At 70.5% G+C, this 15071-nt stretch carries 8 protein-coding genes; 6 read left to right on the top strand and 2 right to left on the bottom strand.

What is annotated here, in order from left to right; genetic code table 11:
- Nucleotide 1 precedes the first annotated feature (1 nt).
- Both ABEU20_RS22645 and metH read right to left on the bottom strand, forming a co-directional pair.
- Nucleotides 2–709 carry an HAD family hydrolase gene (locus ABEU20_RS22645; RefSeq protein ID WP_420166629.1) on the bottom strand — a complete coding sequence of 236 codons (708 nt, stop codon included), beginning with the start codon at nucleotides 707–709 and terminating at the stop codon, nucleotides 2–4.
- Nucleotides 702–4271 (bottom strand): methionine synthase, encoded by a 3570-nt coding sequence (gene metH, locus ABEU20_RS22640; RefSeq protein WP_420166628.1) that lies wholly within the window; start codon nucleotides 4269–4271, stop codon nucleotides 702–704. Before metH ends, ABEU20_RS22645 begins: the two co-directional genes overlap by 8 nt.
- Before the next feature lie 51 nt (nucleotides 4272–4322).
- On the opposite strand from metH, the gene ABEU20_RS22635 reads away from it, so the two are divergent.
- The 6 genes from ABEU20_RS22635 to ABEU20_RS22610 all read left to right on the top strand — a co-directional run bounded on the left by ABEU20_RS22635 (nucleotide 4323) and on the right by ABEU20_RS22610 (nucleotide 14835).
- Nucleotides 4323–5231: a PAC2 family protein gene (locus tag ABEU20_RS22635; RefSeq protein ID WP_420166627.1), complete on the top strand. Its 909-nt coding sequence runs from the start codon at nucleotides 4323–4325 to the stop codon at nucleotides 5229–5231.
- On the top strand, nucleotides 5228–6394 hold the full coding sequence (locus tag ABEU20_RS22630) for an MFS transporter (RefSeq protein WP_420166626.1): 1167 nt from the start codon (nucleotides 5228–5230) through the stop codon (nucleotides 6392–6394). Before ABEU20_RS22635 ends, ABEU20_RS22630 begins: the two co-directional genes overlap by 4 nt.
- A gap of 173 nt (nucleotides 6395–6567) precedes the next feature.
- Nucleotides 6568–7638: a hypothetical protein gene (locus tag ABEU20_RS22625; RefSeq protein WP_420166625.1), complete on the top strand. Its 1071-nt coding sequence runs from the start codon at nucleotides 6568–6570 to the stop codon at nucleotides 7636–7638.
- A 157-nt stretch (nucleotides 7639–7795) separates the two neighbouring features.
- The gene (locus ABEU20_RS22620) at nucleotides 7796–9244 is read left to right on the top strand and encodes a TIGR02677 family protein (RefSeq protein WP_420166769.1); all 1449 of its coding nucleotides are present in this window, start codon (nucleotides 7796–7798) and stop codon (nucleotides 9242–9244) included.
- A complete protein-coding gene (locus ABEU20_RS22615; RefSeq protein ID WP_420166624.1) occupies nucleotides 9241–10641 on the top strand; it encodes a TIGR02678 family protein in 1401 nt (466 codons plus the stop codon). Before ABEU20_RS22620 ends, ABEU20_RS22615 begins: the two co-directional genes overlap by 4 nt.
- Before the next feature lie 21 nt (nucleotides 10642–10662).
- Complete coding sequence (locus ABEU20_RS22610) at nucleotides 10663–14835, top strand: TIGR02680 family protein (protein WP_420166623.1); 4173 nt, start codon at nucleotides 10663–10665, stop codon at nucleotides 14833–14835.
- Nucleotides 14836–15071: the final 236 nt, after the last annotated feature.

Here is a 15071-nt window from a genome sequence, read left to right as displayed (position 1 = left end):
GTCAGGCAACCTCCTGCCGATGCAGCGCGAACAGGTCCGGCGCGGTCAGGCCCTCGAGCGTGGTGCGGAAGATCCGCCGCGGCGACTCGGGCACCGTGGTGATCGACGGGATCACCAGGACGGTGCAGCCGGCTGCCTCCGCCGCGGCCGCGCCCGTGGGCGAGTCCTCCACGGCGAGACAGTCGACGGGATCGACACCGAGCAGGTGTGCAGCACGCAGGTACGGCGCCGGATCGGGCTTGCCCTCCGGGACCTCGTCACCGCACACCGAGTGGTCGAAGTGCTCACGGCCCAGCGTGTCGAGCGCGAACTCGCACAGCTCGCGGTCGGTGTTGGTCACCAACGCCGACCCCAACTCCGCCGCACGGACGGTGCGCAGCGCCTGCTGCGCACCGGGCCGCCAGGGCAGACCGGCCTCGAACAGCTTCCCCATCCGCGTGTACAGCCAGTGCTTGGCATCCGCGAGCGCGTCCGGATGCGGATCGAGATCGAGGGCTGCGAACACCGTGATCAGCGCGTTGTAACTGGACGCCCCGATGGTCGCCTGCCGGGTTTCCTCCGACATCGGACCACCGAGGTGCAGCGACAGCTCGCGGACCCCGATGTCCCACAGGTTCTCGGACTCGAGCAGCGTGCCGTCCATGTCCCACAGAACGGCCCGCAGGGTGCCGGTCGGACGGCCCGACACTGCCGATGTTCGATCAAACATTGAAGTACTTGGCCTCCGGGTGATGCAGGACGAACGCGTCGGTCGACTGCTCGGGATGCAGCTGGACTTCCTCGGACAGCTCGACGCCGATCCGGTCCGGCTCGAGCAGCGCGACGAGCTTGCGTCGATCCTCGAGATCGGGGCACGCGCCGTATCCGAACGAGTAACGCGCACCACGGTATTCGAGCTTGAAGAAGTCCTCGACGTTCGACGGGTCCTGCTCGGCCAGGTTGTGGCCGCTCGGCAGCACCAGTTCCTCGCGGACCCGGCGGTGCCAGTACTCGGCCAGCGCCTCGGTGAGCTGGACGCCGATGCCGTGCACCTCGAGGTAGTCGCGGTAGGAGTTCGCGGCGAACAGCTCGTTCGCGAAGTCCGCGATGGGCTGCCCCATCGTCACGAGGTTCATCGGCAGAACGTCGACCTGGCCGTCCTTGCGGGCATCCTCGCGGGACCGCACGAAGTCCGCGATGCACAGGAACCGGTCGCGCTGCTGACGCGGGAACGTGAACCGGAACCGCTCGGGCGCATCCGGCTCGGGCGACTCGAGCACGATCACGTCGTCGCCGTCGGACACTGCCGGGAAGTACCCGTACACGACGGCGGCATGCTGCAGCACACCCTCGGTGCTCAGCCGGTCCAGCCAGTACCGCAGGCGCGGACGTCCCTCGGTCTCGACCAGCTCCTCGTACGTCGGGCCGTCGCCGGCCCGCTGTCCGCGCAGGCCCCACTGCCCGAGGAACAGAGCACGCTCGTCGAGCAGGCCCGAGTACTCGGCCAGCGCGATGCCCTTCACGATCCGGGTACCCCAGAACGGCGGGGTCGGCACGACGATGTCGGCGGCGACGTCGGACCGCTCCGGTACCTCGACCGGCGCCGACTCGGCCTTGCGCTTCTCCGCGATCCGCTTCGAGCGCTCGTGCCGGGCCTTGCGCTCGGCTGCCTTCTCTGCGGCGGCGATCGCTTCCGGGCTGTCCGGAGCCGGTCCCTCCCCGCGCTTGACTGCCATGATCGTGTCCATCAGGTGCAGTCCCTCGAATGCGTCCCGCGCATACGACACCTCGCCCTGGTAGACGTCGGACAGGTCGTTCTCGACGTACGAACGGGTGAGCGCCGCACCACCGAGGAGGACCGGGAACTGCTCCGCGACACCCTTCGCGTTGAGTTCCTCGAGGTTCTCCTTCATCACGACCGTCGACTTCACGAGCAGGCCCGACATGCCGATGACGTCGGCCTTCTTGTCGAGCGCGACGTCGAGGATCGTCGCGATCGGCTGCTTGATGCCGATGTTGACCACCTCGTACCCGTTGTTCGACAGGATGATGTCGACCAGGTTCTTGCCGATGTCGTGCACGTCGCCCTTGACCGTCGCGAGCACGATGCGGCCCTTGCCGTCGTCGCCGGTCGACTCCATGTGCGGCTCGAGATGCGCGACCGCCGCCTTCATGACCTCGGCGGACTGCAACACGAACGGCAGCTGCATCTGGCCCGACCCGAACAGCTCGCCGACGGTCTTCATGCCCGACAGCAGCGTCTCGTTGATGATCTCGAGCGGCGGGCGCTCGAGCATCGCGGCATCGAGATCGGCCTCGAGACCGTTCCGTTCACCGTCGACGATGCGCCGCTCGAGCCGCTCGAACAGCGGCAGCGCCGCCAGTTCCTCGGCCCGCGACTCGCGCGCCGAGGCCGCCGACACACCCTCGAACAGCTCCATGAGCTTCTGCAGCGGGTCGTAGCCCTCGCGACGACGGTCGTAGACGAGGTCGAGCGCGGTCTCCCGCTGCTCGTCCGGGATGCGCGCCATCGGCAGGATCTTCGAGGCGTGCACGATGGCGGTGTCCAGGCCGGCCGCGGTGCACTCGTGCAGGAACACCGAGTTCAGCACCTGTCGCGCAGCGGGATTGAGGCCGAACGAGATGTTCGAGATGCCGAGCGTGAAGTGGACGTCCGGGTAGCGCCGCTTGATCTCACGGATCGCCTCGATCGTCTCGATGCCGTCGCGGCGGACCTCCTCCTGTCCCGTGGAGATCGGGAAGGTGAGCGCGTCGATGATGATGTCGGACTGCGACAGCCCCCAGGTGGTGGTGATGTCCTGGATCAACCGCTCGGCGATCCGCACCTTGTGCTCGGCGGTGCGGGCCTGGCCCTCCTCGTCGATCGTCAGCGCCACCACGGCGGCGCCATGCTCCTTGACCAGCTTCATGATTCGCTGGTAGCGGGAGGTCGGACCGTCGCCGTCCTCGTAGTTCACCGAGTTGACGGCGCACCGCCCGCCGAGGTGTTCGAGGCCCGCCCGCAGCACCTCCGGCTCGGTGGAGTCGAGCATGATCGGCAACGTCGACGCGGTCGCGAAGCGGCTTGCGAGCGCAGCCATGTCGGCCGCCCCGTCGCGTCCGACGTAGTCCACGTTGAGGTCGAGCATGTGCGCGCCGTCGCGGGTCTGGTCCTTGGCGATGTCGATGCACTTCTGGTAGTCCTCGGCGATCATCGCCTCGCGGAACGCCTTGGAGCCGTTGGAGTTCGTGCGCTCACCGATCATCAGGATCGACGCGTCCTGGTCGAACGGCACCGCCTGGTACAGCGACGACGTGCCGTCCTCCGGCTGCGGCGTGCGCTTCGCCTTCTCGACCTGGCGGACGGCCGCCGCGACCTGGCGGATGTGCTCGGGGGTGGTACCGCAGCATCCGCCGACGAACGACAGACCGAACTCGCTCACGAAACCCGACAGCGCGATCGCGAGTTCCTCGGCGGACAGCGGGTACTCGGCCCCGTTCGGACCCAGCTGCGGCAGACCGGCGTTCGGCATCACCGACACCGGCAGCGTCGAGTGCCGCGACAGGTGCCGGAGATGCTCGCTCATCTCGTCCGGTCCGGTGGCGCAGTTGAGGCCGATCATGTCGATTCCGAGCGGCTCGAGCGCCGTGAGCGCGGCGCCGATCTCGCTGCCGAGCAGCATCGTGCCGGTCGTCTCGACGGTGACGTGCGTGATGATCGGCAGGCGACGGCCCAGCTTCTCCATCGCGTTCTGGCTGCCGATGATCGCGGCCTTCACCTGGAGCAGGTCCTGGCACGTCTCGACGAGAATCGCGTCGGCGCCGCCCTCGATCATGCCGAGCGCGGATTCGGTGTAGGCGTCACGGAGGACCGCGAACGGGGCGTGACCGAGCGTGGGCAGCTTGGTGCCCGGGCCCATCGAGCCCAGGACGAAGCGCCCCATGCCGTCACGGCCGGGCCCCATCTCGTCCGCGGCCTGACGGGCGATCCGGGTGCCGCGCTCCGACAGATCACGGATGCGGTGGGCGATGTCGTAGTCGGCGAGGTTGGGGAGGTTGCAACCGAAAGTGTTGGTTTCGACCGCGTCGGCGCCGGCCTCGAAGTACGCGCGGTGGATGTCGCGCAGCACGTCGGGACGGGTCTCGTTGAGAATCTCGTTGCAGCCTTCGAGCCCGAGGAAGTCGTCGAGAGTCAGATCCGCGGCCTGCAACATCGTGCCCATGGCGCCGTCGCCGATCACAACGCGCTGCTTCAGCGCATCGAGCAGGGCAGAGTGGAATGGTGCAGACATGCCGTCCAGAGTAGTGGGCGGCTCGTCGGGTGCTGGTCGTAGGCTGGGTGGGTGAGTTCACCCGAGTTCCCCGACACCTCCGCTCCGGACGAAACCGACGCGGACGTGCCACCCCTGCGTGATCCCGTGCTGATCGCCGCTTTCGAAGGCTGGAACGACGCCGGTGACGCCGCGAGCGGGGCCGTCGAGCACCTCGAGTTGACGTGGGACGCCAAGCCGCTCGCCGAGCTGGACTCCGAGGACTACTACGACTACCAGGTCAACCGGCCGATCATCCGGCAGGTCGACGGCGTCACCCGGGAGATCGTCTGGCCCACCACCCAGCTGTCGCTGTGTACCCCGCCGGGCAGCGACCGCGATGTGCTGCTGCTGCGCGGTATCGAGCCGAACATGCGGTGGCGCAGCTACTGCGACGAGCTGCTCGAATTCGTCGAGGAACTCGGCGTGCACACCGTGGTGATCCTGGGCGCCCTCCTCGCCGACACCCCGCACAGTCGGCCGGTACCCGTCACCGGCACGGCGCACAGCATCGAGGCCGCCGAACAGTTCAGCCTCGAGAAGTCCCGCTACGAGGGCCCGACCGGGATCGCCGGCGTGCTGCAGGACGCGTGCGTCAAGGCGGGCGTTCCGGCGGTCTCGTTCTGGGCCGCCGTTCCCCACTACGTCTCGCAACCACCCAATCCCAAGGCGACGGTCGCACTGCTCCAGCGCGTCGAGGAGGTCCTCGACATCGAGGTGCCGCTCGGCGACCTCCCCAACCAGGCGGAGGACTGGGAGGAATCGGTCTCCGAGATGACGCGTGACGACGAGGAGATCGCCGAGTACGTGCGCTCGCTCGAGGAGCGGGGCGACGCGGAGACCGACATCTCCGACGCGATCTCGAAGATCGACGGGGACGCCCTCGCAGCCGAGTTCGAGCGCTATCTGCGCCGCCGCGGACCGGGTCGCTTCGGGGCGTGAGACCGGACGGCACCGCCGGGCCGCGCGCGGCGCTGCAACGATCGGCGCTGTACGCCGGCGGCTTCCTGGGCCCCTTCGGCGGCGGGGTCGTCACGTCGATGCTCCCCGAGATCGGCGACGGGCTCGGGACCGACGCCGCCGCGGCGGCGTCCTCGCTCACCGCCTATCTACTCCCGTTCGCCCTCGTCATGCTCGTCTCGGGCACGCTCGGCGCGCGCTGGGGCCGGATGCGCACGGTGCGCATCGCGTACGGCGCGTACCTGGCAGCGTCCCTCGCCTGCTTCGCGGCCCCGACCCTCGAGTTGTTCCTGGGCGCCCGCGTGCTGCAGGGCTGCGCCAACGCGTTCACCACTCCCCTGCTGCTGGCGGCACTCGCGGCGATGACGCCGCAGCAGCAGCTGGGCCGGGCGCTCGGAACGTTCGGCGCCCTCCAGGCCGCGGGCCAGACCAGCGCGCCGCTGATCGGCGGCCTGGCCGCCGAGGTCGACTGGCGACTGGCCTTCCTCGCGATCGCCGTCGTCGCCGGCCTGCTCGGCGCGGTCGGACTGCCCGATGCCGCCCGCACCATCCCGGCGGACACCACCGCCCGACTTCGCGATGCTCTCCGGCCGGATGTTCTCCGGGTGGGCGTCGTCGCCCTGCTGGGCTGGGGCGCGCTCGGCGGCCTCGGCTTCCTGCTCGCCTTCCGGGCCGAGGACGTGTTCGGGATGAGCCCGGCCGCCCGTGGTCTCCTGCTGACGGGCTTCGGCGTCGCGGGCATCCTCACGGCCCGCCCGGTCGGCACGCTGATCGATCGGATCGGCCCCCGCAGGACCGTCCTGCTCGGCGCCATCGCCGGAGCGGCCCTGGTGGCCGTCGCCGGCACCGTCGGTTACGTCGCGGTCGCGGCGATCGCCTGGTTCGTGGCCGGGGTCGCGTCGCAGTTCCTCCTGGTCGGCGTCAACGCCGCCGTTCTCGGCGCCGAGGGCGGCAATCGGGGCGGCGCGGTATCGGTGGTGCAGTCGTTCCGGTTCTCCGGGTCGGCGCTCGCGCCGCTCACTCTCACCCCGCTCTACGCGGCCCATCCGAGTGCGAGCTTCCTCGTGCCTGCGCTGCTCCTCGCGCTGGTGCCGCCACTCCTCATGCCCCGGAACCCCACGCCCCGGGACCCGCGCACCGACTGACCGCCCCGTCGTCCCTGGCTCTTTCTCGAGACGCGCGGCCGAGTGATGCGGCGGTGAGACCAGGATTCCGTTATTCCACCGGTTCCGTCGCCTACAGACCTCCTCACGACACGCGGACGCAATTCGGTGTTTCTGACGGTTCCGTAGTGCACAGAGTGACTAGTGTGACGAAAGTGAGCATCACGGACGTTGCACCGAACCCACGGCCCGAGCGCAGCATCGACATCTACCGGCGAGCGGTGTCGTGGCTCGAAGCGGCGTTGCCGAACGGTTGGAGCGTGTCGGCCGACCGTCCCCGCTCCCCCGCCGCGCCCAACCGCCTCCTCGTCACCGCCCCCGACGGCGACACCGTGTCGTACTCGATCATCACGTCGAAAGGCGTCCTGAGCGGCGACATCGCCCGCATCGCCACCGAACTCACCGACAGCGACCGGGGATTCGTGTGCGCCCACTACCTGTCCGAGCCGGTGCGCCGGCAGCTCGACGGGCACGGCATCTCCTACGCCGACGCGACCGGAAATCTCACGCTCGTCGCGGACCGTCCTGCGATCTGGGTGCGGAACCGGGGCGCGGACGCGGATCCCTGGCGGGGCCCGGGCCGGCCATCCGGCGTCCTCACCGGGGAGCCGTCCGAGCGGATCGTGCGCGCCCTCGCCGATCACGTCGGCGAGGTGTCGGTGCCGGAACTGATCAAGCTCTCGGGTGCGTCGACCGGCGCCGCGTACCGCGTCGTGGAGGTCCTCTTCGAGCGGGAACTACTCAGCCGCATGCCGCGCGGTCCGGTCACCGACGTCCGCTGGGAACACATGCTGCGGGCGTGGGCGACCGACCGCAAGCCCTGCCCCACAAGGCGTTTCGCTTCGCCCGACGGCCTCGACGACTTGCGGTCACGACTCGCGGAGAGCAACGGCGACCTCGGGTACGCGGTGACCGGTATCGGCGCGACCGACTACGCGCACGCCGACGTGCTCGAGCTGTACGCCGACGACGTGGATGCCTTCGCATCGGAATTCGACCTGCGCCCGGTCGACGGAGGCGGCGACGTCGTGATCGCGACGCCCTGGTCGGCGGTCGTGTTCGAACGCATGCAGATCCGCGCAGGACTGCGCTGTGTGGCCCCGACCCACGCGTACGCGGACCTGGTCGCCGGACCCTTCCGGCATCCCGATGCCGCGGACTACCAGCTGACGGCGCTGCGCGCGGACGAGTCGGCCTGGCGCCGCGAGTTACGCCGGAACAGGTGACCGACCGGCGTGTTCGCTCACGACCCGACCGACGTCCTAGGCTGTCACGGTGAGCGATTCAGGTGACCCGCGCGCGTCCGTCGCGGCAGCCGCGGCTGTGGCAGCGGCGACGGAGGTGACGTCCTCGCGCGCAGACTTCGCCGCGCGCGAGGACCGGTTGCGGCTGTTCTCCTTCACCACGGCGGAGAAGCGCACCGACTACCTGTGGGTGATGCGCGCTTTCGACCACGCGCGCGCCAACTACGTCGTGCTGCTGCATGCCGGCGAGGTCGCCGACATCCTCGCGCGGATCACCGGCGCGGAGCCGTCCGGGGCACTCACCTCCGGGGAGATCACTCCGCTGCTCGAGCAGCTGCACACGTGGGGCGTGCTCGAACGGAGCTACGACGGCAGCCGGGCGGCGACACTCGCGGAGTACCGGAACCGCCACTTCGTGTACCAGTTCAGCCAGGCCGGCTACCTCGCGTTCCGTGCGGTGGAGGACCTGCTGGGTGCGCGCCTCGAGGATGCGACGCTGTCACGTCTCGCGCTCCCCGACCTGCTGTCCGACCTCGAGGAACTCGCCCAGGCGAACCGCCGCGGCGACGGCGACCTCATCTACCGCAAGCTCGCCCGTCTGGACTCGACACTCACCGACATGGCCGCCCGGGCCGCGCAGTTCTACCTGATGCTCGGCGACCTGGTGCGCACCACCGAGATCACTCCCGAGGCCTTCCTCTCCCACAAGGACGCACTGCTCAGCCACATGCGCGAGTTCAGCTCCGACCTCGCGCGGTACGCCCCCAAGCTCGGTGCGGCGATCGAGAACGTGGAGGCGACCGGGATCGAAGCCTTGATCGCCCGCGCCGCCGCCAGCGACGACCGCGTCTTCCTCTCCCGCGAGGAGCGCGAATCCGATTGGCGGGCTCGTTGGTCCGGCCTGGCCCAGTGGTTCGTCGCGACCTCCGGGCCGAGTGAGTCCGATCGCCTGCGCGAGGGCACCATGAGCGCGATCGCGGCGGTGCTGTCGTTGCTGCGCCGAGTGACCGAGACCCGCCGCGGCGGCGTGAGCCGGGAGAGTCAGTTGCGACACCTCGCCGGCTGGTTCGCCGCGACCCCCGACGAGGATTCGGCCCACGCCCTGTTCCAACTCGTCTTCGACCTGGGCCGGCCGCGGCACCTGTCGATGGTGCACCCGGACGCGGACATCATCCCCGAGTCCCGCTCGTGGTGGGACGCGACGCCGGTGGAGATCTCCCGCACGCTCGCCGAGACCGGCCGGGCCGGGCAGCCCGGCATGCCGTCGCGCATGCAGCGCAACGAAGGGAGCATCCGTCGACTCCGTGAGGAGCAGTTGGCCGGCCAGCGGGCCCGCGCGATCGCCGCGTCGTCGCTGGCGGCGTCCGGCGCCTACGACCGGGTGCTCGACGAGCAGGAGACCGACGTCCTCCTCAGCCTGCTCAACGCCGCCCTGACCGCACGGGTGCCGGTCACCGGATCCGTACCCAGCTCGACCGGATCGGAGAACGGCGTCAAACTCACGCTCAGCCCGCACGGCGAATCGACCGTCGTGCAGACGGCACGCGGAAAGCTCCACCTGGACGGACTGCGAGTGAGCGTCCGATGAGAAACCGTTCCGTTTCCCCGCTGGACCTCGATTCGTATCAGCGTGCCGCCCGAGTGATTCTCTCGAATCACCTTGTGACACAGACCTATCCCGATCGTCTCGCGCTTCCGCTGCTGCGACGGTGGGCCACGGAACTGCGCGACGACCTGCTCGAGCTGTTCGGATACCGGCTCGAGGTCACCGAGACCACGGCCCGCCTGTTCACCGTCGCGGACCGGCTCGAGTCGGGAGCACCCGCGCGCACCGGCAACGATCGCGCCTTCGACCGGCACCGGTACGCCTACCTCGCCCTCGCCCTGGCCGCCCTGGGCCGCGCCGGCAACCAGATCACACTGTCCGAGTTGGCCGATCATGTCGCAACCGAGGCCGCCCAGGTGCCCGGTGTGGCGCTGTCCACCGACCGGGCAGCCGACCGCGACGCGTTCGTCGACGCCGTCGGCTGGCTCGCCGCGCGCGGCGCGATCGTCCTCGCGGACGGCGACGCGGGCGGGTGGGCGTCGAACCCCGATGCGGGCGAAGCCCTCTACGACATCGACCGGTCCGTCGTCGTGGCGCTGTTCCGCCCGCCGCGCGCGCTGCAACACGTGACGTCGGTGCGCTCGCTGCTCGCCGGTGACGCGGTACCCGGCGACGACGACATCACCTCCTACCGTCCCACCGATGCCCGCGAGACCGCCCGCCGGATGCGTCGCGCGCTGGTCGAACGCCCCGTCGTGTACGCCGACAGTCTCACCGACGACGAGCAACTGCAGTTGGCGCTGCCCCGCACGGCCGCCGACGTCGAGGACCTCACGGGCCTGGTCGCCGAACGCCGCGCCGAGGGCATCGCGATGATCGACCCGTCGGGCCGGATGTCCGACGTGCGCTTCCCGAGCACCGGCACCATTGCGCAGGTTGCGCTACTGCTCGCCGGTGAGATGGCCGATCGGGTTCTCGATCTCGACGCCCCGCCGCTCCCCCGGCACCCGCTACCGACGACCGACCAGGCCGAGCTGGTCGAGCGGCTGGACTCGGCGATCCCGCAATCCGGGATCTTCGAGCAGCTGGCCGACCCTTACGCGGCCGACCCGTCGGAATACGACGACCCCAACATCGACGGCACCGCCGAACCCGCCCGGTACGCGCTGCTCGACGACGACTGGATCACGGCCGCGGTCGACGAACTCGTCCTCCGTTTCGGGCGCACCTTCGCAGCGCAGTGGCAGGCCGACCGCAAGGGCCTGCGCCGCAATGCGATCGCTCTCCTCGACCGGCTCCGGCTGATCCACAGCGTCGACGGCGGCGTCCTCGTGCTGCCACCGATCGCCCGGTTCCGCGGCGTCGTCGTCAACATCCGGGACCGGACGGCCCAGTCCGAGTTGTTCCACGAACCGGTTCCCGCCGAGCAGCACTCCTAGAGAAGTAGAGGCACCTTGTCCATGGCATCTGCGCGTTTCAAGCCGACCCGCGCCGGGATCATCAATCTCTGGGACTACCGCGACCAGGAGTTCTCGTTCGCCGACGGCCGGCTCGTGCTCCGCGGCCCGAACGGGTCCGGCAAGACGAAGGCGCTCGAGGTGCTGTTCCCCTTCGTGTTCGACGGCCGCATCGAGCCCCGGCGCCTCAATCCGTTCGCGGGCGAGGAGCGGACGATGAAGTCGAACCTGCTCTACCGGGGCCAGGATTCGGCGCACTCGTACGTGTGGATGGAATTCGCCCGCGGACCGCAGGACGACCCCGAGGCGGTCACCGTCGGCATCGGCATGCGCGCAAGCCGGCAGAACGACAAGGTCACCCGCTGGTACTTCGTCGCCGACGGGCGCGTCGGCGTGGATTTCTCGCTGCTCGGCGACGATGACCGGCCGCTGACGAAGAAGCAGCTCGCCGAACAGCTCGGCAGCGACGCCATCACCGACCGGCCCGTCGACTACCGCGGCGCCATCGACGCACGCCTGTTCGGCCTCGGCGCCGAACGATACGACCAGCTGATCAACCTGATCCTGACGTTGCGCCGGCCGCAGCTGGCGAAGAACCTCGACCCGAAGGGTCTGTCCCAGGCCCTCACCGACGGCCTGCGCCCCCTCGACGAGCAACTGGTCCTCGAGGCCGCCCGCTCCTTCAGCGACATGGAGGAGGTGGGCCGTGCCCTCGAGGGGCTGGCCGCCGCGGACCAGGCCGCGCAGAGCTTCGTGACCGTGTACTCGAAGTACCTGGCGCAGCAGGCCCGCACCGATGTCGAGCAGGTCGCCCGACGCCTCGAGTCGGTGGAGCGCGCCCAGTCCGTGCTCGACGCGGCCGTCGCGCTGCAGTCCTCACGGCAGGAGGAGCGCCTGCTCGCCGAGGACCGGTTCACCGCCGCCGAACGCGCTCTCGAGCAGGCCCGCGCCGACCTCGACACGCTGCAGCGTTCGGGCGCCTACGAGGGCAAGCAGCAGCTCGACGACCTCGCGGCGGCGGTCGCGCAACTCAAGCTGTCGACCGAGCAGCAGGCCGACAAGGCCCGCAAGGCTCAGGCCACGCTCGAGCAGCGCACCGGGGAGGCAACGCGGGCAACCGAATCGGTGCGGGCCGCCACCGCGTCGCTGGTGCGTGCGGAGACCGAACTGGCCGAGGCCGCCGAGCAGGCCGGCATCGCGTGGACACCGCTGCCGGACGGCTCGCGCTCGGACCAGATCATCTCCGCGGTCCGTGGTCATGCCGAGGAACGCGACGGTGACGTGCGGGCGGTGCGCGCCGCACTCGCCACGGTCGAGAAGGCGAGTACCGAGCGGGACCGCGCCGATCGCGCCGCCGACAAGGGGCGCGAACTGCTCGAGGCGGCGCAGGCCGCGGTCGCCGAGGCCGAGGCATCGGTCGAACTCGCCCGCGCCGACTGTGCCGCGGCACTGCGGGCGTGGTGGACCGAGCATTCGGCCGAGTACGCGTCGATCGGCGTGTCCGCGGATCTCTTCGCCGGTCTCGATGCCGCCCTCGCTAGGGCCGGCGAGGACGACTCCCCCAGCCTCTCGACCGTGTTGCACGAGGAGACCCAGTCGGCGCTCGACGAACAGCGCGCCCAGCGCCGCGACGCCGTGGCCGCGCAGACCGCGGCGAAGGAACGGATCGCGTCTCTGCGGGCCGACCGCAAGCTGGTCGCCGCGGAGCACGACGACGCCCCCGCCGGCTTCGCCTTCCGCACCGGCGACCGCAGCAACCTGCCCGGCGCCCCCCTGTGGCGTCTGGTGCGGTTCGCCGACGACACCGACCCGGCGCTCGCCGCGGGTGTCGAATCGGCGCTCGCCGCCGCGAACCTCCTGGACGGATGGATCTTCGGCGGCGACGGCCCGCCACCCGAACTCGAATCGGAGCAGTACCTCACGCCCCTGGACGGCGACCGCCGTCCGACGGGCCCGACACTGGCCGATGTCCTCGAGGTCGAGCCCGACGCGGGCGTGCCGGAGTCGACCGTGCAGGCCATCCTCGAGTCGATCGCGCTCGACCGCGGCGACACGCTCGGCGACGCCGTCGTCGGGATCGGGGTCGACGGCCACTTCCGACAGGGCGTCCAGCGCGGTCGGCACGTCAAGGCCGACGCCGAGTACATCGGCACGACGGCCCGCGAACGCCGACGCGCCCAGCGACTCGAGGAGATCGACCAGGACATCGCGGCGGCCGAGGAAGCCCTCGCCGCGGCTCGCGATGCCGAGGCGGAGACCGCCGCGGTGGTCGACCGCCTGACCGGCGCCGGCAAGGCACTACCGCGCACGTCGAATGTGCTGGCCGCCATCAAGAAGCTCACCGAGGCCGCAGGCGCGCTCCGCATGCGGTCCGAGTCGACGGCGACGTCCGGCGAGGAGTTGGACCAGGCGATCGCCGACCACACGGCGAAGGAGAAGCAGCTTCGCGCGGTGGCGGTCACACACCGGGCCTCGCACCACGCCCGCGAGATCGACGCGCTCGCCGCCTCGATCCGCCACTTCGAGGCGCAGGGCGAGCAACTTCTGCGCTGCCGCCGTGAGCACGAGAAGGAACTCGAACTCCACCGCGAGGCCGAGGACCGACTCGACGAGGCCCGCGGCAACACCGAGGAGTTCGTCGAGGAGGCCGCGGTCGCCGAGGAGAACTACGCACAGCAGGTATCCCGGCTCGAGACTCTGCGGGAAGCGCTGGGCGCGAGCGCCGAACAGATCGACGCCGATCTCGAAGAGGCCCGCGCGCGGATCGAGGTGTGCAAGACCGAGCAGCGCGCCGCGCGCAAGGCCTACGACGCCGCCGTCGAACAGATCGGCAAGGCCGAGGGCGCCCACAACGCCGCGGTCGAGGGCCTGCGCAGCGCCCTCACCGAGACCCGCACCGACGCCGACCGGCTCGCCCCGTACGCGCGGCGCGACCTGCTCGACCTGCTCCGTGTCGAGGGCGAGCACACGTGGCCGCAGAGTTCCGCGGCGTGGCTCACCCCGGACCAACTCGTCTACCGGATCGTCACCGAGGGCGACCCGGACGCCCCGATCCTGCCGCCCGAAGTGTCGGCGCTCTATCGCGCGATGGACTCCGCGACCGCGTCCGTCCGCACGAGCGAGAACGCCAAGAAGTCGACCCGCTCGGCGCTCACCGCCGCGCTGCAGGACTTCGACGCCCAGCTCGCCGCCGCCGGCCAGGACTACCGCCTGCAGTGGGACGCGCCGGACGGGCTGACGGTCGTGCGCGTCCAGGACGACCAGGGGTACTCGTCGATCGGCGAGTTCGCGACGCGGATCGGCGCGGCCCGTCAGGACCAGGAGGTGCTGCTCACCGATTCGGAGCGGCGCATCCTCGAGGACGCGCTGCTGACCGGCCTCGCCCAGCAGATCCACGAGCGCACCGCCGACGCCCGCGACCTGATCGCGCAGATGGGCGCCGAGATGCGGGAGCGCCGCATGTCCTCGGGCAGCACGATCGGCGTGCACTGGGTGCTCGCGGACAACCTGGACGACAGCTCGCGGGCCGTCTCCAAGCTGCTGGACCGCGCGACCTCGGCGCTCAGCGCCGACGAGATGGCCACGATCCGCGCGCACTTCGCCGCGCAGGTGCGGATCGCCCGGGCCGCGCACCCGGAGCGGTCGTACCCCGAGATCCTCGCGTCGGCGCTCGACTACCGCCGGTGGCGCGTGTTCTCGTTCACCCTCATCGGTGGCGACGGCAGTGAGGACCGGTTGACGGTGGCGCGGCACAGCGCCCTGTCCGGTGGCGAGCAGTCGGTGTCCCTGCACCTTCCCCTGTTCGCGGCCGCGCACGTGATGCTCTCGTCGGCCGATCCGCACTCTCCCCGCCTGCTCGGGCTCGACGAGGCCTTCGCCGGTGTCGACGACAACGGACGCAGCGAGCTGCTGGGCCTGAGTGTGCAGTTCGATCTCGACCTCTTCATGACGGGCTACGACCTCTGGATCACCTACGCGGGTGTGCCGGGGTGCGCGCACTACGACTTGGCGCACTCCACGGCCGAACAGAGCGTCAGCGCGGCACTGCTGGTGTGGTCCGGTGGCGACCTGCTCGCCGAGCACGACGGCAGCGACCTCGCCCGTGCTCTGGGGTCACCGCTGCGCCGGCGTGTACCCGCCACCGCGGACGGTGGTCTGGAGTTCGCGGACGCCTAGGGACGCCCGTCTGTCCGGACGGGCCGACGCACGCGTGCGGATAGGCGGACCCGGGCGGTGTGCGGTCCTCGGCACCGGCCGAGTCCCCGGCTGATTTCCGGGGGTCTGATTCCGGGGCCTAGTCCGCGGTCACGGACATGTATCGGTGGGTCCGTGACATCACGAACGGATGTCACGGACGGGTGCATGCCCGTCGATCGCGGAGCGTCCGAGCTGTCGTACGCGGCCGATCCGGC

It is taken from the genome of Rhodococcus parequi, assembly GCF_046042785.1.
GTDB lineage: Bacteria > Actinomycetota > Actinomycetes > Mycobacteriales > Mycobacteriaceae > Prescottella > Prescottella parequi.
The sequence above is the reverse complement of the archived record's forward strand: the minus strand, read 5'-3'. Positions and strand labels throughout refer to the sequence as shown.

What these genes read in the sequence shown, in the direction of transcription:
- metH (WP_420166628.1), bottom strand. Translation starts at nt 4,271, where the DNA reads ATGTCTGCACCATTCCACTCTGCCCTGCTCGATGCGCTGAAGCAGCGC.
- ABEU20_RS22610 (WP_420166623.1), top strand. Translation starts at nt 10,663, where the DNA reads ATGGCATCTGCGCGTTTCAAGCCGACCCGCGCCGGGATCATCAATCTC.
- ABEU20_RS22645 (WP_420166629.1), bottom strand. Translation starts at nt 709, where the DNA reads ATGTTTGATCGAACATCGGCAGTGTCGGGCCGTCCGACCGGCACCCTG.
- ABEU20_RS22615 (WP_420166624.1), top strand. Translation starts at nt 9,241, where the DNA reads ATGAGAAACCGTTCCGTTTCCCCGCTGGACCTCGATTCGTATCAGCGT.